This is a genomic window from Kordia sp. E (genome assembly GCF_056033805.1).
Genome location: NZ_JBRASR010000002.1, coordinates 2,227,003 through 2,249,470 on the forward strand (window position 1 = coordinate 2,227,003; position 22,468 = coordinate 2,249,470).

18 protein-coding genes are annotated in these 22,468 nt (G+C 32.2%); 11 read left to right on the forward strand and 7 right to left on the reverse strand.

The features are described from left to right. Nucleotides 1-50: 50 nt before the first annotated feature. Nucleotides 51-863, forward strand: coding sequence for a hypothetical protein (locus tag ACUUYC_RS13115; RefSeq protein WP_474266332.1), 813 nt, complete (start codon nt 51-53; stop codon nt 861-863). Nucleotides 864-1,031: 168 nt separating this feature from the next. Further along, on the forward strand, nt 1,032-1,967 hold the full coding sequence (ctlX, locus tag ACUUYC_RS13120) for a citrulline utilization hydrolase CtlX (protein WP_474266333.1): 936 nt from the start codon (nt 1,032-1,034) through the stop codon (nt 1,965-1,967). 118 nt (nt 1,968-2,085) lie between these two features. Here the strand turns inward: ctlX and ACUUYC_RS13125 are convergent, their stop codons facing one another. Beyond that, on the reverse strand, nt 2,086-3,534 hold the full coding sequence (locus tag ACUUYC_RS13125) for a hypothetical protein (protein ID WP_474266334.1): 1,449 nt from the start codon (nt 3,532-3,534) through the stop codon (nt 2,086-2,088). Between the two features lie 289 nt (nt 3,535-3,823). Here ACUUYC_RS13125 and ACUUYC_RS13130 point away from each other — a divergent pair, with 289 nt between their 5' ends. The 3 genes from ACUUYC_RS13130 (at nt 3,824) to ACUUYC_RS13140 (ending at nt 9,631) form a co-directional block, all read left to right on the forward strand. Continuing rightward, nucleotides 3,824-4,237, forward strand: coding sequence for an RrF2 family transcriptional regulator (locus tag ACUUYC_RS13130; protein WP_474266335.1), 414 nt, complete (start codon nt 3,824-3,826; stop codon nt 4,235-4,237). Between the two features lie 75 nt (nt 4,238-4,312). After that, nucleotides 4,313-6,223, forward strand: a complete 1,911-nt coding sequence (gene argS, locus ACUUYC_RS13135) for an arginine--tRNA ligase (protein WP_474266336.1) — start codon at nt 4,313-4,315, stop codon at nt 6,221-6,223. Between the two features lie 297 nt (nt 6,224-6,520). Continuing rightward, on the forward strand, nt 6,521-9,631 hold the full coding sequence (locus tag ACUUYC_RS13140) for a S41 family peptidase (protein WP_474266337.1): 3,111 nt from the start codon (nt 6,521-6,523) through the stop codon (nt 9,629-9,631). A gap of 263 nt (nt 9,632-9,894) precedes the next feature. Here the strand turns inward: ACUUYC_RS13140 and ACUUYC_RS13145 are convergent, their stop codons facing one another. The 4 genes from ACUUYC_RS13145 to ACUUYC_RS13160 form a co-directional block, all read right to left on the reverse strand. Beyond that, nucleotides 9,895-10,338 (reverse strand): hypothetical protein, encoded by a 444-nt coding sequence (locus tag ACUUYC_RS13145; RefSeq protein WP_474266338.1) that lies wholly within the window; start codon nt 10,336-10,338, stop codon nt 9,895-9,897. 123 nt (nt 10,339-10,461) lie between these two features. Then, complete coding sequence (locus ACUUYC_RS13150; protein WP_474266339.1) at nt 10,462-12,768, reverse strand: TonB-dependent receptor plug domain-containing protein; 2,307 nt, start codon at nt 12,766-12,768, stop codon at nt 10,462-10,464. Continuing rightward, complete coding sequence (locus tag ACUUYC_RS13155) at nt 12,761-13,660, reverse strand: FecR family protein (protein WP_474266340.1); 900 nt, start codon at nt 13,658-13,660, stop codon at nt 12,761-12,763. Before ACUUYC_RS13155 ends, ACUUYC_RS13150 begins: the two co-directional genes overlap by 8 nt. Before the next feature lie 281 nt (nt 13,661-13,941). Further along, nucleotides 13,942-14,457, reverse strand: a complete 516-nt coding sequence (locus tag ACUUYC_RS13160) for an RNA polymerase sigma factor (RefSeq protein ID WP_474266341.1) — start codon at nt 14,455-14,457, stop codon at nt 13,942-13,944. Nucleotides 14,458-14,598: 141 nt separating this feature from the next. Here ACUUYC_RS13160 and ACUUYC_RS13165 point away from each other — a divergent pair, with 141 nt between their 5' ends. Then, nucleotides 14,599-16,611: a LamG domain-containing protein gene (locus tag ACUUYC_RS13165; RefSeq protein ID WP_474266342.1), complete on the forward strand. Its 2,013-nt coding sequence runs from the start codon at nt 14,599-14,601 to the stop codon at nt 16,609-16,611. A 211-nt stretch (nt 16,612-16,822) separates the two neighbouring features. Here ACUUYC_RS13165 and ACUUYC_RS13170 read toward each other — a convergent pair whose 3' ends face one another. Next, nucleotides 16,823-17,080, reverse strand: a complete 258-nt coding sequence (locus ACUUYC_RS13170; protein WP_474266344.1) for a hypothetical protein — start codon at nt 17,078-17,080, stop codon at nt 16,823-16,825. A gap of 69 nt (nt 17,081-17,149) precedes the next feature. Next, complete coding sequence (locus ACUUYC_RS13175) at nt 17,150-17,815, reverse strand: hypothetical protein (protein ID WP_474266345.1); 666 nt, start codon at nt 17,813-17,815, stop codon at nt 17,150-17,152. Nucleotides 17,816-18,006: 191 nt separating this feature from the next. On the opposite strand from ACUUYC_RS13175, the gene ACUUYC_RS13180 reads away from it, so the two are divergent. From ACUUYC_RS13180 to ACUUYC_RS13200, 5 genes are all read left to right on the forward strand, one after another. Beyond that, the gene (locus tag ACUUYC_RS13180; RefSeq protein WP_474266346.1) at nt 18,007-18,324 is read left to right on the forward strand and encodes a hypothetical protein; all 318 of its coding nucleotides are present in this window, start codon (nt 18,007-18,009) and stop codon (nt 18,322-18,324) included. A 292-nt stretch (nt 18,325-18,616) separates the two neighbouring features. After that, nucleotides 18,617-19,948, forward strand: coding sequence for a signal recognition particle protein (ffh, locus tag ACUUYC_RS13185; RefSeq protein WP_474266347.1), 1,332 nt, complete (start codon nt 18,617-18,619; stop codon nt 19,946-19,948). Nucleotides 19,949-20,044: 96 nt separating this feature from the next. Beyond that, on the forward strand, nt 20,045-20,413 hold the full coding sequence (locus ACUUYC_RS13190) for a four helix bundle protein (RefSeq protein WP_474266348.1): 369 nt from the start codon (nt 20,045-20,047) through the stop codon (nt 20,411-20,413). Nucleotides 20,414-20,472: 59 nt separating this feature from the next. After that, the gene (locus ACUUYC_RS13195) at nt 20,473-21,363 is read left to right on the forward strand and encodes a bifunctional 5,10-methylenetetrahydrofolate dehydrogenase/5,10-methenyltetrahydrofolate cyclohydrolase (protein ID WP_474266349.1); all 891 of its coding nucleotides are present in this window, start codon (nt 20,473-20,475) and stop codon (nt 21,361-21,363) included. A 263-nt stretch (nt 21,364-21,626) separates the two neighbouring features. Beyond that, on the forward strand, nt 21,627-22,064 hold the full coding sequence (locus tag ACUUYC_RS13200; RefSeq protein ID WP_474266350.1) for an SRPBCC family protein: 438 nt from the start codon (nt 21,627-21,629) through the stop codon (nt 22,062-22,064). The last annotated feature ends 404 nt before the right edge of the window (nt 22,065-22,468 follow it).

The following is a 22,468-nucleotide window of genomic DNA, read 5'->3' on the forward strand; positions in this document are numbered from 1 at the left end:
TATCAAGTAAGTTTTTCTCAACTTTATAGACTAAAACCAAAATCTTAGTTATGTGGAAACATCTCTTAAAAATCAGTTGTGTCATATTTATTTTTTGCAATTCTTATTGTGTAATAGCACAAGGAGTTATTAGTGGGTTTTACAACAAAAAAAATAAAACAACACTCGTTGTTGGCGCTGGATTTGAAGACTCTAAAAACTACTTTGTTGGAAGAGAAAAAAGAGATTTAAGTAGAAATCTTTATAGTATATCTGTGTTTGGAATCTATGGAATCAATGATAAACTCAACATACAAGCTTCTTTACCATATTTATCAAGTAATCAACAAAGTGGATTGCAAGATGCACAGTTTTTTCTAAAATATAGAGCAGTACAAAAAACTAGAAAAGCGGATAAACTTGAACTTTCGTTTGCTACTGGTTTTTCTTTTAATGTAAGCGATTACAATCTTGGTGGATTGAATGACTTAGGACAACAAGCCAAAATACTAGAAACACGCGCATTACTACACTATCAAAAACAATCTGGTTGGTTTGTAAATCTTCAAAGTGGATTTTCGTTCAAATTTGAAGAAGTGCCTAATAGTCTTCCTGTAACTTTCAAAATAGGAAAAGCAAGTATAAAAAGCTATTTCGATTTTTGGTATGACTTTCAACATAGTTTCGGTGGAATCGATTATCTAGGAACACCAAAACCACAAAATTTTAAACGCTTTGGCGCAAGCTATCACAAAATAGGAGGAACGTATCATTTCCCAATCTCAAAAAAATCTGGAATATACATAGCGCCATCATACGTAATTTCAGGAAGAAATGTGTTTCAAGGATTTGCATATCATGTTGGTTGGACCTATCAATTATAAGCTTTGTTTGATACGAAATATATGAGTAAACTATAAATCAATACTATATTTATAGAGTTCATAAAATTATTAAGTTTTTATTGAAAAAAGCTAAATTAAACTGGCATTATTTTAGTTTTTATGTAATTTTACAACTTCAAAAAAGTAACACTAAAAAGTAAGGTAACTATGCAACAAATTACCAACACAATCCTTATGGTACGCCCGGTTGCGTTTCGTATGAACGAACAAACTGCGGTAAACAATTACTATCAAAAAGTATTAGATGGCTTATTGCCAGAAACAGTTCAAGCGAAAGCACAACAAGAATTTGATACCTATGTTGAAAAACTAAGAGGAATTGGAGTTAATGTTGTTGTGATTCAAGATACCAAAGAACCAGATACTCCAGATTCAATCTTTCCAAACAATTGGATTTCTTTTCACGAAAATGGAAACGTAGGATTGTATCCTATGTATGCAGAAAATCGTCGTAACGAACGTAGAGAAGATGTGTTAATCGAACTTGAAAAAGTAGGATATCATATTGAAAATATTGTTGATTATACAGCTGCAGAAGAAGAAGGTGTTTTTTTAGAAGGAACAGGAAGCCTATTATTAGACAGAGTAAATCAAAAAGCATATTGTGCATTATCACCAAGAGCAGATGAAGAATTATTCATAGAATTCTGTGAAGATTTTGAATATACACCTGTGATCTTTACAGCAAATCAAACTGTAAACGGAAAGCGCGAAGCTATTTATCATACGAATGTAATGATGTGTTTGGCAGAAAACTTTGCAGTCATTTGCTTAGCATGTATTGATGATAAAAAAGAACGTGAAAACGTAAAAAAACATCTCAAAGAAGATGGAAAAGAAATCATTGATATAACAGAAGCACAAGTCAATAACTTTGCAGGAAACATGTTGCAAGTAAAAGGAACAAATGATGAGCGATTCTTAATAATGAGTAACGCAGCACACAAATCATTAACCGAAAATCAAATAAATGCTATTGAAAAGTATTGCAAAATTGTATCAAGTTCGTTAGATACTATTGAAGCTTGCGGCGGTGGAAGTGCACGTTGTATGATGGCTGAGGTTTTCTTGCCTAAGAAATAATACATACAATTGTCATTCTTGCATAGGCAGGAATCCAAAACATATAAAGCCTGAGAAAGATAATTTCTCAGGCTTTTTATTTTTTAATTCTTGAATTTTTCAATCATTGAATTAAAAATTACTTTCCACAATCATTATATTCTTGGATGATTTGTTTCAGGTTTTCTTCATTCTTCACATCAAATTCACCTGCTTTCAAATCAGTAGCAACTTGTTTGCACTTTGATAAATACTTTGCCATTGCTTTTGAAATCTTTTCATTCTTACGATCATCAATCATAAAACCAGCTTTCTGATCTTTTACTTTAATCACAAACGTTCCTTCTTCTCCAGGTTTTACTAATAACATGTTTCCGTTTTCTTCGTGAATCTTCTCGTAGAAATATGAATTGTTAAACCCAAAATTAGAAGCATTTGAAAACTTTTTCATGGCATTTCCTTTGGTTTTCATACCGTAAAAAGACTTTTCTACACCTTCATCAGTTGCCGTAAATGAAACTCCATCTTTAGCAGAAAACTTCTTAATACGTTTTCTTCCTTTATCATTTTTATATCGAATACTAATATGTTTTCCATAGTTGTCAATAGAATTCATATCGTGTAAACCAGCTACTTGTTGTCCTGGCTCAATGGCTAGTTTTTCAAAAATTACATACACAGTTCCTGTATACTTCTTTCCTTTTTTATCAGTAATACTTCCAGGAACACCATATAAATTGACGCTATTTTCTTTTGCAATTTTCACTTTTTCTTTGCGTAAATCACTTTGATATTTCTTCGCCTGACGACCAAAAACATAACCTCTACCAACCATTTCTTCTACAAATAACTGTCCAAAAGTTCTTGAAAAACGATTGGTAAACATGGTGCGTGAACCTTTATCATATTCAAAAGTTTCATCAGTATATGTTGTTACAACTGCAGCAGTAGAACCCATTTTGCGAGATTCTTTTGCTGTAGCAACTCTAATTCCATCTAAATCTGTAATCCCATATGATTTATCAGAAGCTGAATAAAATACTTTTCCAACAATTTTAGTTCCGTTTGATCCTCCAAACGTAATTGTTCCATTTGGCTTTACATATGGTTTGTAACGGCCAACTGTTTGCTTGCGTTTATCTTCGTCAAGTTTTGCAGAAGCAGCAGCTTTCGCAAACTTTTCACTAATAATCTCACGATCTTCAGCAAAAAAGGAAGCAACATTCTCTTTGTTAATTCCATCAGCATCAATTAAGTTGTATTTCTGACTCAACAAACGGATGATAATTTTCTTTGAGCTAAAAGACGTTTTTAAAATTTCATATGGAATCTCTGTTTTCTTTCCTTCGGCAGAAGTCATCTCTAAATATTGATGATCTTGAATTGAAGAAACTGAAATAGCTTTGTAAACAACATCAAATGCTTTTTCACCTGATGATAAGTACTTAAATGTATAATGATCACGTTGATCAGAATCCATAATAGCAACTTCTTTCTTGTCAAACAACACTTTGTTCTTCTTGATTTTAATCTTTTGACCAAATACTAAAACTGGTAGTAATAGTAAAATAAGTAGTAATTTTTTCATGTAATGTAATATTAGTTCATCATATAATCGGCGGCTAAAATACTAAATAAAACTGCACAGTATGAGAATGTTACATGCGAAACATTGCCCAATCTTATATAAAAAGCGTATTTTTATTGGAAATAGCGTAAAATGGTTAAATAAATAATGAAGTGTTGTTCTTTTTGTGACAACTCCATCATTATTGTAGATAATTAAAGAATACTTTTGTTTTTAACAAACAACCATTTATTTTTATGCGCTAGATTGGAATGCCTCGAAACGTTACCATCATCTGAAATTTATACATATGCTTTCTAAAAAAACAAAATACGGACTCAAAGCATTAACCTACATCGCGCGAAAAGGAGACGAAGCACCTGTGCTAATCTCAGAAATCGCTACAGAGGAAAATATCTCCAAAAAATTCTTGGAAGCAATTCTATTGCAATTAAAAAACAATGGTTTTTTGGGTTCTAAGAAAGGAAAAGGTGGCGGATATTATTTAATAAAAATGCCAAGCGAAATAAAAGTAGCTTCACTTATTCGAATTTTAGAAGGTCCGATTGCCATGTTACCATGTGTAAGTTTAAATTTCTATGAGAAATGTGATGATTGCGTTGATGAAACCAAATGTGGACTGCATCAACTAATGTTAGAAGTGCGCGACAATATGTTGGCAGTTTTAGACAATAAAACATTGGAAGACCTCACTAGTTTATAAATCTCAATTATCTTTTTCAACTTTCGTTATACGTAATCAATAATTGATATCTTTGCACCTTAATTTTTAGGAGTAATGAATATTCAAGAAGTAGTAACGGCAAAAGTCAAAGAAGCATTTCAAACCTTATATGGAGCTACATTAGATAATGTAGAATTTCAAGCAACTAGGAAAGATTTTGAAGGTGACATCACAATTGTGACCTTTCCAATGCTACGCGTTAAAAAGATGAATCCTGCACAATTGGGTGAAGACCTTGGACAGTATTTACAAGAACATGTTGCGGAAATAAGCCGTTTCAATGTTGTCAAAGGGTTTTTAAACCTTGTGATAGATGATTCTTTTTACTTAGATTTCTTCGCGAATATTACCAATAATGAAACATTTGGGCGTGAAACACCTACAAAGGGTGATACAGCTGTGATGGTTGAATATTCTTCACCAAACACAAACAAACCGTTACACTTAGGGCACGTTCGTAACAACTTGTTAGGATATAGTGTTGCGGAAATCATTAAAGCTTCTGGGAAAAAAGTATATAAAACACAGATTATCAACGATCGTGGAATTCACATTTGTAAATCTATGTTGGCTTGGCAACGTTTCGGAAACGGAGAAACGCCACAATCTACTGGGTTAAAAGGCGATAAGTTGGTTGGAAACTACTATGTAGAGTTTGAAAAAGTTTTTCAAATGGAATTTTCAGAGTGGTTAAAAACAACACCAGCAATTGATAAAATTGAAGTTTTTGCTAAGAAGCCAGAAACACAGAAGTTTTTGGAAGAAAAGTTTTCTGAGAAATATGAAAATGGAGATGATCTTTCAACAGAAATTGTAGCTGCATTTAAGAAATCATTCAAAAATGAATACTTCACAAGCATAAGTGCTATTGGAGCAGACGCAAAAGAAATGTTGCGTAAATGGGAAGCAGGAGACGAAGCAGTTGTAGCGCTTTGGAAACAAATGAACCAATGGGTTTATGACGGTTTTGCAATTACATATACAAACTTAGGCGTTGATTTTGATGCACTATATTATGAAAGTGATACGTATCTTTTAGGAAAAGACTTTGTAAAAGAAGGACTAGAAAGTGGTGTTTTCTATGCAAGAGAAGATGGTTCTGTTTGGTGCGATCTATCGGATGATGGTTTAGGTGAAAAAATAGTGTTACGATCTGACGGAACATCGGTTTATATGACGCAAGACATCGGAACAGCAATTCAGCGTGTAAAAGATTACCCAGATATTGGTGGAATGATTTATACGGTTGGAAACGAACAAGATCATCACTTTAAAGTACTATTCTTAATCTTACAAAAACTAGGGTTCGATTGGTCTAAATACTTACATCATTTATCCTACGGAATGGTAGATTTACCAAGTGGGAAAATGAAAAGCCGTGAAGGAACTGTCGTTGATGCAGATGAATTGATGTTAGAAATGGCGTCAACTGCCAAAGAGATTTCAGAAGAATTAGGAAAGCTTGAAGGTTATTCAGACGAAGAAAAAGAAGCATTGTATAAAATCATTGGAATGGGTGCATTAAAGTATTTCATTCTAAAAGTAGATCCTAAAAAACGAATCTTATTTGATCCAAAAGAATCTATTGATTTCGCAGGAAATACAGGACCTTTTATTCAATATACATATGCGCGTATTCAATCAATATTGCGTAAGGCAAACTTTGACTATTCAGCAGAAATCACAGGGATTGAGATTGATATTCGTGAGAAAGAAATCTTAAAGCAATTACAAGGATATCCAGCGGCAATTCAATTGGCGGCAAACAATCAAAGTCCGGCAGTAATTGCAAATTATACATATGACTTAGTGAAATTGTACAATTCATTCTTCCAAAATATTTACATTTTAGGAGAAGAAGATGAAGCGAAAAAAGTATTCAGAGTACAATTATCTAAAAAAGTTGGTGATACTATAAAATCTGCATTTGGATTGTTAGGAATTCAGGTTCCTGAAAGAATGTAATGCAGTCATGCTGAACTTGTTTTAGGATCTTATGAAAAATAATACTATTAAAATCGTTTACGTTCACATTTCAACTCGATTGAATGTCTACTTAAACGATTTTTTTATTCCATAAAGAGTCTTGAACAAGTTAAAGTTTAGTCTTGTTCGTATTTAGTTTATATCTTCGTTATTCATGGAGTTGATTTATGCTACTTATTAAGTATAATCAATACCTTTATTTTTCAAAGAACAATATGCCTTTTTGTTATGTATAAAAAAATACTTTTCCTTTTCTTTTTTGTGATTACGTCTGTTATGAATGGACAACAGCAAATTGATGACACTGCTCATTTTACTCTGAAACCAACGTTAACGCCTGATGCAAATGATGTTATTTTTAGTTTTGAAGGCGATTTATGGAAAGTTTCTTCAAATGGCGGAGATGCTCTTAGGTTGACTGCTATGGACGGATTAGAGACAAATCCAAGTGTTTCTCCAGACGGTAAATGGTTAGCATTCTCTAGCAATCAATTTGGAAATTATGATGTGTATGTAATGCCTTTAAAAGGAGGGAAAATTACACAACTTACATTCCATCAAAGTTTAGATATGGTTTCTTCTTGGAATTGGGATAGTAAAACGATCAATTTCGCATCTACCAGATATAATTCTATGACTAATTATACTGTGAATATTAATGGAGGAACTCCAAAAAGAACTTTCAAACACTATTTCAATACGATTCTTAATGTTGTAGAACATCCAAAAACAAAAGATGTTTATTTTAATGAATCTGATGAAGGCTTATACTTCGCCCATAGAAAAAGATACAAAGGAGATTACAATCCAGATATAAAGTCATACAATATAAAGTCAAAAAAATATACAAAACATACATCGTATAGAGGAAAAGATTTTGGAACAACTATTGACAAGTCTGGTACTGTTTACTTTATGTCAGATGAATATAAAGGAGAGTATAATCTGTATACATTTCAAAATGGAGAAAAGAAAAGGTTGACAAGTTTTTCTAAGTCAATTATGTGGCCAAAGGTTTCTGCAAATGGTGAAAAAATAGTTTTTAGAAAAGAATATCAATTATTTGTATATGACGTTGCTAAAAAATCTACGAAAAAGCTGAATATTAATATCAATAGAAATTCAACAATCAATAAAAATCAATCGTATGATATAAAAGGAAATATTACATTCTTCGATGTTTCTTCCGATGGTAAAAAAATGGCTTTTATATCTAGAGGGAAATTATTTGTTTCTGATGTAAAAGGGAAGTTTGTAAAGGAAATACAGACAAATCCTTTAGAAGCTGTTGAAGAAGTGACATGGTTAAAAGATAATAATTCATTATTATTTTCAAGATCTGATAAAGGATATTACAATTGGTTTGTGACCAAGGCAGATGGAAAATCAACTACAAAACAACTCACAAAAAATAGTAGTAATAACAGACAACTTACGCTAAATGCAGACAAAACTAAAGGTGTGTATTTAAGAGGTAGAAACGAAATTTATGTAATCGATTTAAAAACATATAAAAGTGAATTGATTGTGAAAGATGAATTGTGGGGAATCTATAATTCTGATCCTTATTTTTCTCCAGATGGAAATTATATTTTATATACTGCTCAGAGAGATTTTGAAGCAGATATTTTCGTGTATAATATAGCTTCAAAAAAATCAATCAATCTCACAAAAACTAAAGTTTCTGAACGTGAACCAACTTGGTCTGCTGATGGAAAATATATTTACTTTTCTTCAGAAAGAACATCACCAACTTTTCCTAGTGGTGGAAGCGGAAAATCTAAAGTATATCAAATGGCTTTAGATAAATATGAAAAGCCGTTTAAAATAGATAAAGTAAATGAGCTCTTTAAAGAAGAAGAGAAGAAAGAGAAAGAGAAAAAGGATAAGAAAGAAGAAAAGAAGAAAGAAAAAGTGATTGTTAGCATCAACGAAAAAGGATTGATGGATCGGTTAACAGCGATTAGTCCAAGATTTGGTAATCAACGAAATATCACCGTTATAAATGAAGGAAACAAAACTCATGTTTTATATATATCGAATCATGATGAAGGGAAAAGGAAGTTATGGAAAACTACTTTAGAACCTTTTGAAAATAATAAAACGGTTAAGTTAAGTGATACGCCTATGTCTGGTTATCGATTTATTACTTCTGGTAAAAAACATTATATCTTATCAAAAGGAGTTATAAATACGGTGAACTTAAGCACTAATAAGTTAAAGCCAATAGCAATTAGTCATCGTTTTAATAAATCATTATCCAATGAGTTCAATCAAATGTATTATGAAGCTTGGGCTGGAATGGAAGAGAATTTTTATGATGAGAATTTTCATGGAGAAAACTGGCAAAAACTAAGAGATGAATATGCTGCATATTTACCTTATGTTTCGAGCAGAAGAAATTTAAGATTAATTTTTAACGATATGCTTGGTGAGTTAAATGCTTCTCACTTTGGGTTTAGATCATATGGTAAAGAAGAGGCAATTTATTATGGAACTCAAACATTAGAAACGGGAATTGTTTTTAATAATAACAATCCGTTTGTAATAGAAAGAATCGTTTCTGAAGGACCAACAGATGTAAAAGGTAAAGACCTTAGAAAAGGTGATAAGTTGGTTGCTGTAAATGGAAATGTTGTTGATACAAAATTGAATAGAGAACAATACTTTACGAATCCTAAATTTATGTCAGAAATGAGTTTGACATTTAGTAGAAACGGAACAGCGTTTAGTGTGAATGTGCATCCAACAAATTTTTGGACTGTTAGGAGTTTAGTTTATGATGAATGGCAAGACCAAAATCAAACGTATGTTGATAAAAAGACAAACAATAAGGTAGCGTATGTTCATATGAAAAATATGACAGGCAGCGAATTAACCAAGTTTTATCATGACTTGGTTAGTGAAGAAGCCTATAAAGACGGTTTAATTTTAGATTTACGCTTTAATACTGGAGGAAATGTACATGATGAAGTATTGAATTTCTTGCGCCAAAAAAAATACTTAAACTGGAAATACAGAGAAGGGAAACTAACGAGTCAATCTAATTTTAATTATGGTAGCAAACCAATTGTTTTATTAGTGAATGAACAATCTTTATCTGATGCTGAGATGACAGCTGCTGGCTTTAAAGAATTAGGTATGGGAACTATTGTTGGAACAGAAACGTATCGATGGATTATTTTTACAACCAGTAGATCTTTAGTTGATGGTTCTTCATATCGATTACCAACTTGGGGATGTTACACTTTAGATGGTAAGGATTTAGAAATTCATGGAGTTACACCAGATGTATATATTGGTGAAAACTTTAAAGAGCGTTTAGAGAATAAAACACCACAATTAGATAAGGCGATTGAAATTATACTTGAAAAGTTAAAAAAGTAAAACGATACTAGTTTCAGTTTTTATGAAAAGTCTGCTGTAATAATATAAAACTATCAGTTCGAATAAAATCTTGAAGAGATTTTGTGTCGAGAATAGTTTAGAGGCGGAAATAATCTATTGGTTTTCAAAGCACTTCTCGATATAATTTTCTAAAGAAAAATCACTCGAAGTGACGTTTAGAGTCAAACAATCTAAGTAGTCTAAGCAAGTCCAACTAATCTAGTTCTAAAACTCTACTCGAAAACTCAAACTTGAAGTACTACTCAATTTTGATTTTTTGGAAGCGCTAATCTTTTTGAATATAGGTAATCTAATAATTGCATTTTAGTTTTCATTTGTAGTAAAGCAGAAAATTGGTATTCAAGACTTTTAATCATGAAATTAGTATTGCTTTCAGTTAATTCTAAATTACTCAACCTATCATATAAATTATCAGACAAATTTTCGTTATGAGTTTCCTTCATATGTGCCAGATAATTACTAAATGTCATATCTTTAAATAAAAATTTATCAGCCGCATTAGCCGTTAAAATATAATTTTCTATGTCTAGCTGAACTTCTTCTGATAGTTTTTGAGTTGCTTTAAATTGTACTTCTAAATGATCAATCCCTTCTTCTTCTTCTTTTGACTTTGAAAAGAGACTGTATTCGTAAGTAATAATAGCGATGATAAGTATAAGTCCTAAAATTCCAATAGTGATTTCCATGTATTTTAAAACTATAATAATATAATTAAAGATCAAAACTGCTTATATTTTTTTTAACAAAAATTAAGAAGATCATCTATTTGTTGTGTTAAGGCTAAGGATTAGATTAAAAGGATTCCTCGTTTAAAACTCAACGCGAAAACTCAAATTTGGCGTAATGCCAAGTGCTTGATTTTGAACTTGTGAAACGACTTCGTTGTCTAGGTTGTAGTATTCATTCAAAACATTTTGCTGATCGAATACATTCCAAATAGAAAGACCAATTTTTGACTTAATCTTTTTCTTTTTAGAAAGTATTAAACGGTAGGTTGCGGAAAAATCGGTTCTAAAATAATCGTCTAGATTCTCAGCATTTGGCGAATTGTAATTAATATCTCCATTGATAACTTCTGGTACGCCAACAGTTGTTGTTGGTCTTCCTGTGCGATAGTACGTTCCTAAGGAGAATTCAAAATCTTTCCAAGTATAGGTTCCGCCAAGTGTAAGATTGTGTGTAATATCTAAGTTATTAGGGAATTGTTTACCATTGTTTAGTGATGTAAACTCATAATCATTCTTGCTAAAAGAATAGCTTAACCACGTATTGAAATCGTGCCACTTTTTATTAAACAATAAGTCAATTCCTTGTGCTGTGTAACTTCCGAGAGCATTTACAAATTGAAACTGATTCTGAAAACCTTGACTTCGTGTGGTAATTCCATCAACTTCTTTTATATAGATTTCTGCGCTAATAAGTAAGTTGTTCTTAGTGTATTGTATGCCAGCAGAAGCTTGCTTACTTTTAATTAGGGGAACAGAAGTTCCATTCGCCAATGTCCAACGACGTTTTTCAATACCTAAAAAATCATTTTGTAAATCAATTACTTGAGAAATCGCTTGGCTTTTATATTCGCCCAAAACCAACACACTAAAATGATTAGAAAATTGCTGTCTGAAAGTCAAACGTGGTTCAAAACGAAATTCATTAATCTTTCCATAATGATTTCCACGAATTCCAACATTTACCATTGTTCGATAACTATCAGAAACATAATTCAATTCAGAATATACAGCATGATTTCGCATCACATCTTTACGGTTACTTCTAAATTGCGGATTGCTTACATCTTGAATATTTGTAATGCCAATCTCTGAAAACTGATAGCCGTTTTGAGTTGTAAAGTTATCATCAATACGATATTTTGTATGTAGTTTGATCGCGCTATCTGCTAAATCATTCTCTTGGAATAAACGTTGATTATTGGTAATGTCAAAGTTCGTTGCTTCTAAATTATAATTAGAAGTATACAATTGTACTTGTGTGGAAAACGCAGGCGACCATTCACGATTGTACGTTAAACCAGTTGCTAAATTCCGTTGTGTAATTCCGCTATTTACAGTTTGTACACGATTGTTAAATGTTCCTTCTTCGGTATAACTTAAATCATTAAAAATATTCAAAAAACTAAATTGTAAGTTATCTTTTTTAGAAATATCATAAATGAATTTTGTACTCATATCATAGAAATGAAAATCTCTATTTGTTGTCGTTGTACTATTACTTTGCTGATTGTTATTTGTAATGTCTGTATCTTGAAAAATACGATCAAAATAAACTGTGTACGTTGGTGTTTCAATCAAATCTGTAATGGAACGACGTGCAGAAACTTGTACTTCCATTTTTTTGTTCAATTGAATTTTGGCAAAACCATCAGCATGAATCAAGTTCAATCCAGCGCCAGCTTGCAAAGAATCATTCGGATGTGCATCTAATTGCATTTGAATCATTCCTGAAACGCCATCACCATATTTAGCACTTGTTCCGTTTTTAGTGACCGTAACTTTATTTAAAAAGTAAGGATTAAAAGCAGAAATTAATCCAAAAAAGTGTCCAGATTGATACATTTTAATATCATCCCACAATAAAATATTTTGGTCATTTGTTCCGCCGCGAATATTGATGTTTGAAACCGTTTCGTTACTGCTTGAGATTCCTGGTAATGCTTGAATTGTCAATAATACATCAGGTTCAGTAACGCCTGGAAGAATTCCAAAGCTTTTAGGTTTCACGGTAATTTGTCCAGTTCTATTGGTAGAAATTCCAGATGCAATATATTCTGTTAAGTAAATTTCGTCCAACTCTTGAATCTGATCTGCAAATACAGTAATGGCAATATAGCGTCCATTAATCAAAGTAAAACGCAAATTGGTTTCGGATTCAAAACCTTTTAATAGATCTTCAAGTGAAGTAACTTTTTTTTGTGGAGTTACGGATACATTCTTAATAAACTTATCTGCATACGAAAAAATAACGTCATATTCTTTTTCTATACTAGGCAGTAATTTGGACAGTAATATTTTATTCTCTTGATTTTCTTGTGCAGTAATGCATTGAAAACTAAGAAAGAATAAAAAAAAGGTGAGTAACTTTCGTACGCGTTTTTTAGTCACGTTTTAAAATAATCGAGTTTTGTTTCTTTTGATATGTAAGCTGTAACGGTAACGTAATCGATTTCAATGCCATATCTATGTTTTCATGTGTGAAACCACAGGTAACTACTTCTGAAGTATCTACATTTTTAGCATCAATCGTTACATTGTACTGTCGTTCAAATTCTTGAATAACTTCTCGTAAAGGTAAACTTTTAAAAGAACTTTCATTGTGAATCCAAGAAGGTTCTTTTAGCATTTCTTTTTCATTGCGAACTTGTTTCCCATCTAGGATCAAAAAGCGTTGTCCAGGTTTCAGAACAACGTTCTTATCATTGTGATTTACTTTCACAGAACCTTCATAGCAGAAAACTTCAAATAAGTGATCACGTTGTTTTACATTAAATTGTGTTCCTAGTACAGTTACAATTCCTGCATCAGTAACTACGCTAAAAGTTGCTCCTTTAGCTACTTTAAAATAGGCTTCTCCTTCTAAGTTTACTTCTCTGTTTTCTTCCCAAGAATCTTCATCAAATGATAAACTCGATACAGCATTTAATGTTACAGCAGAAGTGTCAGGTAACTCAATAAGCGTTTTGCTCGCAATTTGTGTTTCTACAAATGTTGGGCTCGAAAAAGTTGTATACATGTATGCGCCAAATCCAATTACTAAAATCGCAGCAATGCGTAGCAATGGTTTCAACCATGAAGTAGGTTTTGGTGTGTCTTTTTGTTTCGGTTTTTGTACAGCATTGTACGCCGCATCTACATCTAGGTCGGGCGCTTTAAAATACTGTAAGGCAGTGTTCATTTGTGTCAATTCCGCATAGTCTTCAAGCTGTTTAAAAGCTTCAAACTCTTGAGGTGTCAACGAATGATCTAGCCACTTTTGTATTAATTCTTCTCGTGTCATAATCGTTTCTTATCTATATAACAACCAACTATTTAAAATTCCTACTATACATTTAAATAAAATATAATTTATTTCTTTTTTTGACGTTCTATTAAGCTATACTATTTTTCTTTTTAAGTATTTCTCGATACAATTTTCTATCGAAAATCACTCGAAATGACGTTTACGTTTTTTAATTTCCATCTAACATCTAACATCTAACATCTAACATCTAACATCTAACATCTAACATCTAACATCTAACATCTAACATCTAACATCTAACATCTAACATCTAACACTCACAACTCTTTAATCTCTTCACGCAATTTGCTCAATGCGCGATAAATACGTTTTTCTACAGCTTTCGCCGAAATATTGAGTATTGCTGCTATTTCTTTATGTCTTTTACCTTCAACTCTATTCATTAAAAAAGCAGTGCGTTCGGATTCTGTCAAATTTCCAATAGCACGTTGTAATTTTTGTAAATATTCTTGTTCCTGCATTAAAAATTCAGGATCTTCATTGGTATGTGATTTTGGTTTGAGTTGACGGTGTTGTAGTACAACTTTTTGATGTTTTACTTCATTTAACATCATGTTGTTGCCAATCGTAAAAACATAACTTTTTGCTTTTTCAGGTTTCACTTTACCGCAATTTTGCCATAATTTAGTAAAAGCTTCTTGTGCTTTGTCTTCAGGATTCAAATAATCGCCAAATTTGTAATACAAATACGAGTATAAACTTTGGTAGTGTTTCTTGAAAATTTTAGAAAACAAAAGCTCGTTACATATATTTTCTTGTATTGATTTTGGCATGAATAATGGTTGATTTATCCGTTAAAAGTAAACATAAATTTTTTAATTTATAAAGGTGGGAATTTTATCGTTGAAGTTGTTTAAGAAGTAACACACTTGAAGATTGTCGAGTTCAATAGTACCCGAATACCATTTAATTATATGATCAAAATTTCTAAAATAACGTATCTGCAATTTGTTTTTTCGCTTCTCGCGATGTGTCTCTTTGTTACTTCTTGTCAGGAAGAACAAATAGAAACGACAACGCCTAATGATGAAGAAACACTTGTAGCAAATACTGTATTGCCACTATTAATGGAACGCATCACATTACTTGATGGTTCTACGGATAACTTTATTGACAATGCAAATTGTTTCTTAGTCGATTTGCCAGTTACGGTTTCAATCAATGGGACAACTGTTATTGTAAACAATCCGAATGATTATAATACAATTATTGAATTGCTAAATCAATCAAATGATGGCGCCGTTGCAATTACGTATCCAATCACAATTATATTAAGTGATTACTCAGAAATAGTTATTGAAAATCAAGAAGAATTAGAAGCACAAATTAGTAACTGTGCTGGACCAAATCAGCCAGATATTGACATTGAATGTATCGATTTTCAATATCCGTTTAGTATTGCCGTTTTTGATATTAATTTTGAAGTCATAGAAACACAAAATATCACAGACGATGAAACGCTATTCTATTTCTTAGAAACACTTTCAAATGGTGTAGTGGCGAGTATTAATTATCCAATCAATTTAGTACAAGCTGACGGAACGGTTATTTCTGTAACTAGTAATACAGAATTACAAGCAGCAATTGTAGCAGCCGAAAATACCTGTGATGAAGATGATGATAATAACTACAATGATGCAAATTGTACAGAAGTTTTAGTAACGGAAAACCTAACAGACTGTTTCTGGAGAATTTCTAATTTGGATGGAAACACACAATTAATATATGAGTTCTATTTTAATGCTGATGGTTCGTTTACATTTTCAACAGAACCAACAAGTGCTACTATTTATGATGGAAACTGGGAAGTAGCAACTTCGCAAGGAAATTTAGTATTAAACATAAGTAATGTAGTATCTAATATTACCTCTATTAATGGTTCTTGGATTCTAGATGAATGTACTTCAGACGAATTGCAATTACACAATGGAAATCAACAATTAACGCTACAAAAGAGTTGTGAAAATGCAACGCCTTTTGAGTGTTTTGAAAATATAGAAACCACTATTTGCGATGAAGAAAATCCGTTTGATGGTTATGTAGAAATGAACTTAGAAGAGTTATTTATTTCAACCATAACGTGTACGCAAGATTATGAGTTTTCATTTCACATAACGCAAGAAGATGCAGCGAATGATTTAAATGCTTTAATTCCAACTTCATATACAAATACAGCTTCGCAAGAAACACTCTATTTACGTATTGAAGATTTGGCAGGAATGTTTCAAGTCTATACAATTACAATTTCTATAGAAGAATGCTGTACAAATAATTCAACGCCATTAACAGACAATTTAATTTTATACATGCCGTTTGCTAATGAAACGAAAGACTTGGTAAGTAATTGGGAAGCATCAGGAAACTATACATACGTTTCTGATAGAGCAGGGAATGCAACATGTGCAGTTGGTTTTAATGGAAATGAAACCATAGAAATTCCTGTGACAACAGCAAATCAAATAGTGCAAGGAGATGCGTTTTCGGTAAGTCTTTGGTTTAAAATGCAGAATACAAATCCTTCTAATTATGAAATCTTATTTCAAAAAGGAAGCGCTGTCAGCGAAGGTTTTCAAATCAGTGTATTCGATTTAAATACACCAGTATTTAGTGATGCGGATTCTGGTTATGGTTTATGGGATGATCCTTGGAATATGGATGCTAGTTTACCAACCGATACAACCAACTGGCACCATTTAGTACTTACGGTAGATAGTAACAATACAGTTCGATTATATAGAGATGGTGTACAAAGAAATGAAGATGTAAATTCTACCATTGATATTGGAAGTTCACCATTGATGAATTATATGTTAGGAAGTGGCTTTGAAGGTCATTTAGACGATATACGAATGTACAACATTGCGTTAAACCCAAATGATGTTTCTACATTATACACGCTAGAAGCGGATTGTAATGTGTGTTTGTAACAATATAAAAATAAGTGTTTATTTAAGTTAGTTTAGTAACTTAGTTTAGTGTAAAAAGTTGCCTTTTGTTGAATTAGGGCAACTTTTTTTTAGTGAAACTCAATTTAGAGAAGTCTGAAAGACACACTCAAAATTGTAAGTTGAACTAATCCCGTTGAAAAACGGGATCTATTTTATGTCTAGAATGTGAGTTTAGAATCAGTTCAACAACCTACATTCCATCACCATTATTTCCTCCTGTAGTAGTAATAGTAGTAGGGCATATAATTGAGCAACGATTACGTTCTGTCTCACAGGTTCCTGTTCCTGGTGGACAAACAATTACATTTGTATTATCATTTGGTCCACAAAGATGTATTGAGCAATTTCTAGTTTCAAAAACAGTTCCAGTACCTCCTTTAACTGAATTACTCAAATTAGAGATAGATCTTTTAGAGAGCATTAAAGGTTTCATTTTCTTTTTTTTCATATTGTAAAATTTTAACGTTTAGTTATAAGTTATATTTATACGTATTAAGTTACATTTTTTTTAAAAAACCTACCCAGAAACTTTTTCCAGTAACTCTTTGGCTTCTTGTAATGCTATAATCTTTTCATCAATTTCATCCATAAGATTCTTTTGAGCTTTTGGGTCAACCTTTTTACGTTTAGATCCTGCTTTGCCCATCTCAGTTTTAAAAGCTTCAATATTAACAAGATCAATTTCTTGTTTCTGTAAAGTTTCTGCTACTCTAATATTAAATCGAGCAATTTCAGGCGTCATTTTTATATACGATGGAAGAAAGAATTTATCTTTTACGGCATCCCAATATACTTCTGCATCTTCCTCACGATCTGGAAACTCAATCTTCTCAGAACGTAAATTCTTTACACGTTTCTTTTCAGACCTATAGGCAAAACCAATAATTAAGAGGACGAAACCAATAAAAATTCCAAAAGTCACACCAATTCCCGTCCATTGGTATACTTGATACGTCATTATAAAAGGTAATGGAATGCTTAATAACCACATAGGAATAAAAAACAAACGTCCAACCATGCCAATTCCTTTGCTAACAAAGGAAGCTACTAAAACCATCCAACTAGCACAAATGACAAGCATGTCTTCTCCCATGCCTCCAAAGTAATAAATGCCAAAAAATGGTAATGAAAATAATGCGGCTAATAAAGTAACAAGAATAGCTTCAATGTTAAAAATGATCATGGTATACAGTTTTAAGATATTAAAAGTAATAGATAATCCTTTAGTATGCAATTGTTTTTAGAAATGTGAAAACTTCTCTATTCCTTTTTTTAGATTTTGATGATTAAATATGGAGTACGCATTACAATTATTCACTATACTGAATATCGTTTATTCGAATTTGTATCATAAAAACCAAAAAAACTAAAGCTATGAATACTCAAAATATTGTATCGAATCCTATTTCATTTGTAGAATCAACTATGTATACAGGACCGTATCAAACAAATACTAATAATGTAGTAACAACAATTGTATATGGATTGAGTAATACTGTATATAAAGCAATTGTACGGTTTTACGATATGCCATATGAAAAAATACCAAAGAATTCTAGATCTGGAAGAAATTATAATGTGGGATTTCCACTGAGTGCTTTAGGCGGGTTTTTAGCGATGGTAGAGAAAAAATCAGTTGTATTTAACTATGACAATTATAACAACCATGCAACATTTAAAATAGCATTATAAAAATAGAATGATTGGAATAATTCCTGCCCTTCATTAACTTCAGTTGTATGCTATTCATGTATACGATCTTGGTGTGCTTTCTCATGAAATATTAGAAATAAACTCTTTTAGATTGTTTTGTTTGCTATTTAGTTCAAATTACTTTAGCTAAAAAAATAACGATATAGTAGTCTAATCTTTGAGAAATCAGAGGAAACACCTTAATAACCTTGTTGAAAACGAGCGGTTTTATACTTTCAAAATTTAGAAGTTTCCCCTATCTTTGCAACTTCTAAAAAAGAATACACATCGTATGTTTAATAATTTAAGTGAAAAGCTAGATAAAGCGTTACATGTACTAAAGGGTCATGGAAGTATAACAGAAGTAAATGTTGCCGAAACATTAAAAGAAGTGCGTAGAGCATTACTTGATGCCGATGTGAACTTTAAAATCGCAAAAGAATTTACAAAAACTGTAAAGGAAAAAGCTTTAGGACAAAACGTATTAACAACCTTACAACCAGGACAATTAATGGTAAAGCTCGTAAAAGACGAGTTAACCGAATTAATGGGTGGAGATGCAGCAGGAATCAACTTGTCTGGAAAACCATCTGTCATATTAATGTCAGGTTTACAAGGTTCGGGTAAAACAACGTTCTCTGGGAAACTAGCCAATTACTTAAAAAATAAAAAAACGAAGAAACCTTTATTAGTTGCCTGTGATGTATATCGTCCAGCGGCGATTGATCAGCTACATGTAGTTGGAGAGCAAATAAAAGTTGATGTATTTTCAGATAGAGGAAACAACGATCCAGTAGCAATTGCACAAGCAGGAATTGCGCATGCAAATGAAAACGGACACAATGTAGTTATTATTGATACTGCAGGTCGTTTGGCAGTTGATGAAGCGATGATGACGGAAATTGCAAACATTCACAAAGCAATTGAACCACAAGAAACACTATTTGTAGTGGATGCTATGACAGGTCAAGATGCTGTGAATACAGCAAAAGCGTTCAATGATATCTTAAACTTTGATGGAGTTATCTTAACGAAATTAGATGGTGATACTCGTGGTGGAGCTGCAATCTCTATTAAATCTGTAGTAAACAAACCAATTAAATTTATTGGTACAGGTGAAAAAATGGAAGCAATTGATGTATTCTATCCTACACGTATGGCTGATCGTATTCTTGGAATGGGAGATGTTGTTTCGTTAGTAGAAAGAGCGCAAGAGCAGTTTGATGAAGAAGAAGCTAGAAAATTACAAAAGAAAATCGCAAAAAATCAATTTGGTTTTGACGATTTCTTAAAGCAAATACAGCAAGTGAAGAAAATGGGGAACATGAAAGACTTAGTCGGAATGATTCCTGGTGCTTCCAAAGCAATGAAAGGTATGGAAATTGAAGATGATGCTTTCAAACACATTGAAGCATTAATTCACTCTATGACACCTGACGAGCGTTCAAAACCTACAATGATCAATGCAAGTCGTAAAAAGCGTATTGCAAAAGGAGCTGGACGTTCTGTACAAGAAATGAATCAATTGTTAAAGCAATTTGATCAAATGAGCAAAATGATGAAGATGATGCAAGGCGGCGGCGGAAGAAAGCTGATGCAAATGATGAAAGGAATGGGCGGGTAAATTAGTTTTACAGTCTCAGTCTCAGTCTCAGTCTCAGTCTCAGTCTCAGTCTCAGTCTCAGTTTTTAGTTTAAAATATACTTAGAAGTATCATAAAATGGATTTTCAAAAATTACTAGTATATCAAAAATCATATGATTTGGCTATGCAGATTTTTGAACTCAGCAAACAATTTCCGAAAGAAGAAGTGTATTCTTTAACGGATCAAATTAGACGATCATCACGATCAGTGACCGTAAATATTGCTGAAGCTTACAGAAAACGAAAGTATATAAAACATTTTATAAGCAAACTGACAGATGCGGATGCTGAAAATTCAGAAACGAATGTTTGGCTAGATTTTGCTATATCTTGTAATTATATTACGATCTCAGAAGCGGAAAAACTGAAAATTTTAAGCAAAGAAGTTGGGAAGCTACTCAATTATATGATGAATCATCCAGATAAGTTTGGAGTTTCTACATAACAGCTGAAAACCGAAAACCGCGACTGAAAACTAAAAAAAGACACACACAACACAACTATATGATTTTATTAGACGGGAAAAAGGTATCGAATGATATCAAAGACGAAATTACTGCTGAGGTTCAGAAGATGAAAGATCGCGGAGAGAAAGTTCCGCATTTGGCTGCAGTTTTAGTCGGAGACGATGGTGCAAGTTTAACATACGTAGGAAGTAAAGTGCGCTCTTGTGAGCGTGTCGGATTCGAATCTACAATGGTGCGTATGTCAAATACAACTTCAGAACTTGAATTACTTAAAAAGATTCATGAATTGAATGATAATGATGATATTGATGGATTCATTATTCAATTGCCATTACCTCCACAAATTAATACGCAGAAAGTGTTAATGGCTGTTCATCCAGATAAAGATGTTGATGGATTTCATCCTGAAAACTTTGGGAAAATGGCATTAGACATGTCTACTTTTATTCCGGCAACACCTTTTGGAATTCTAGAATTATTAGAACGTTATGACGTTGAAACCAAAGGAAAACACACGGTTGTTATTGGAAGAAGCCATATTGTTGGAAGACCAATGAGTATATTAATGGGAAGAAGAGGTTTTCCAGGAAACTCAACAGTAACATTAACACACAGTCATACGAAGAACATTACGCAAATTACATGTCAGGCAGACATTATTATTACTGCTTTAGGACAACCAAATTTCCTAAAAGCAGAAATGGTAAAAGACGATGCTATTGTAATTGATGTTGGAATTACACGTGTACCAGACGAAACTAAAAAACGTGGATATCGTATTACTGGTGATGTAGATTTTGAAAATGTAAGTAAAAAAACAAGTTATATAACACCAGTTCCTGGTGGAGTAGGACCAATGACAATTGCAATGTTATTAAAGAATACATTATTGGCAAGAGAACGTCATATTATGGCAAATAGAAGATAATATACAGTATACTATATACTGAAAAGCGATCTTGAAAAAGGTCGCTTTTTTTGTTTTTTATACTAACTTCATTTGGTATTACGTCTATTCGAGTAATTTTTAAAAATGACGAAGTTAATTATTTAAAAATTGTATCGAGAATCAATTTGAGTTGTAAAGTGTTCTCGATACATCGAGTTTTCAACTCGCCACTCGAACTGACGATAGTTGTAAACATCAAAATACAGCTAAATAATAACTATCTTTATATAAAGCCAAAAACTATGAAAACTTCTGAACCGCCAATTGTTGTTACACAAAACTTTACACAAGCTACAGAAACTGTATGGAAAGCTATTACAGATGTTACACAAATGCGACAATGGTTTTTTGATAATATTCCCGATTTTAAGGCTGAGGTTGGTTTTCAAACGGAGTTTAATGTAAAAGCACCTTCGCGCGACTTTTTACATATATGGACTGTTACCGAAGTTATTCATGAACAAAAGATTGTTACCAATTGGAATTATGAAAATTGCAAAGGTAATTCGTATGTAACTTTTGAATTGAAGCCAGATAACGAAGGAACGCAGTTTACAGTAACTACGAAAGTGACAGAAGACTTCCCCGATGAAATCCCCGAATTTAAACGTGAAAGTTGTATTGGTGGTTGGAACTATTTTATAAAAGAACGATTGGCTGCTTACCTTAAAAATAATTAACGATTAGCTATAGTTTAAGAGTTTATTTTTATGAACAGATAAGTTATCACTTTGCACTTCCGCTTCTTCTCTCATTATTTTAAATTAGATATAAACAATAGTACTCTACAGGTTGTAGACTCTTTTCTGAAGTATAAAAAAACTTTTGCGTTAAGAATTTTTGAAGCCTTGGAAGAAATTTAGTAAAAGCTTTTTGGTTTTAGTTTTCCAGAGAAAACTAAAAATACCTGCCAGGAAAAGTGCCATTTCTTTTGGTTCATTTTCTTTGGGCAATCAAAGAAAAGAACACACAAAATTAAATATTCAATTTAAACTCTAATGGTAGTTCGATTATAAAAAGGTTTAGTAAAACTAAAGTTTAGCCTGTAAGTTTATTCTTTGTTCATTTTTTCTTGATAAAAAAC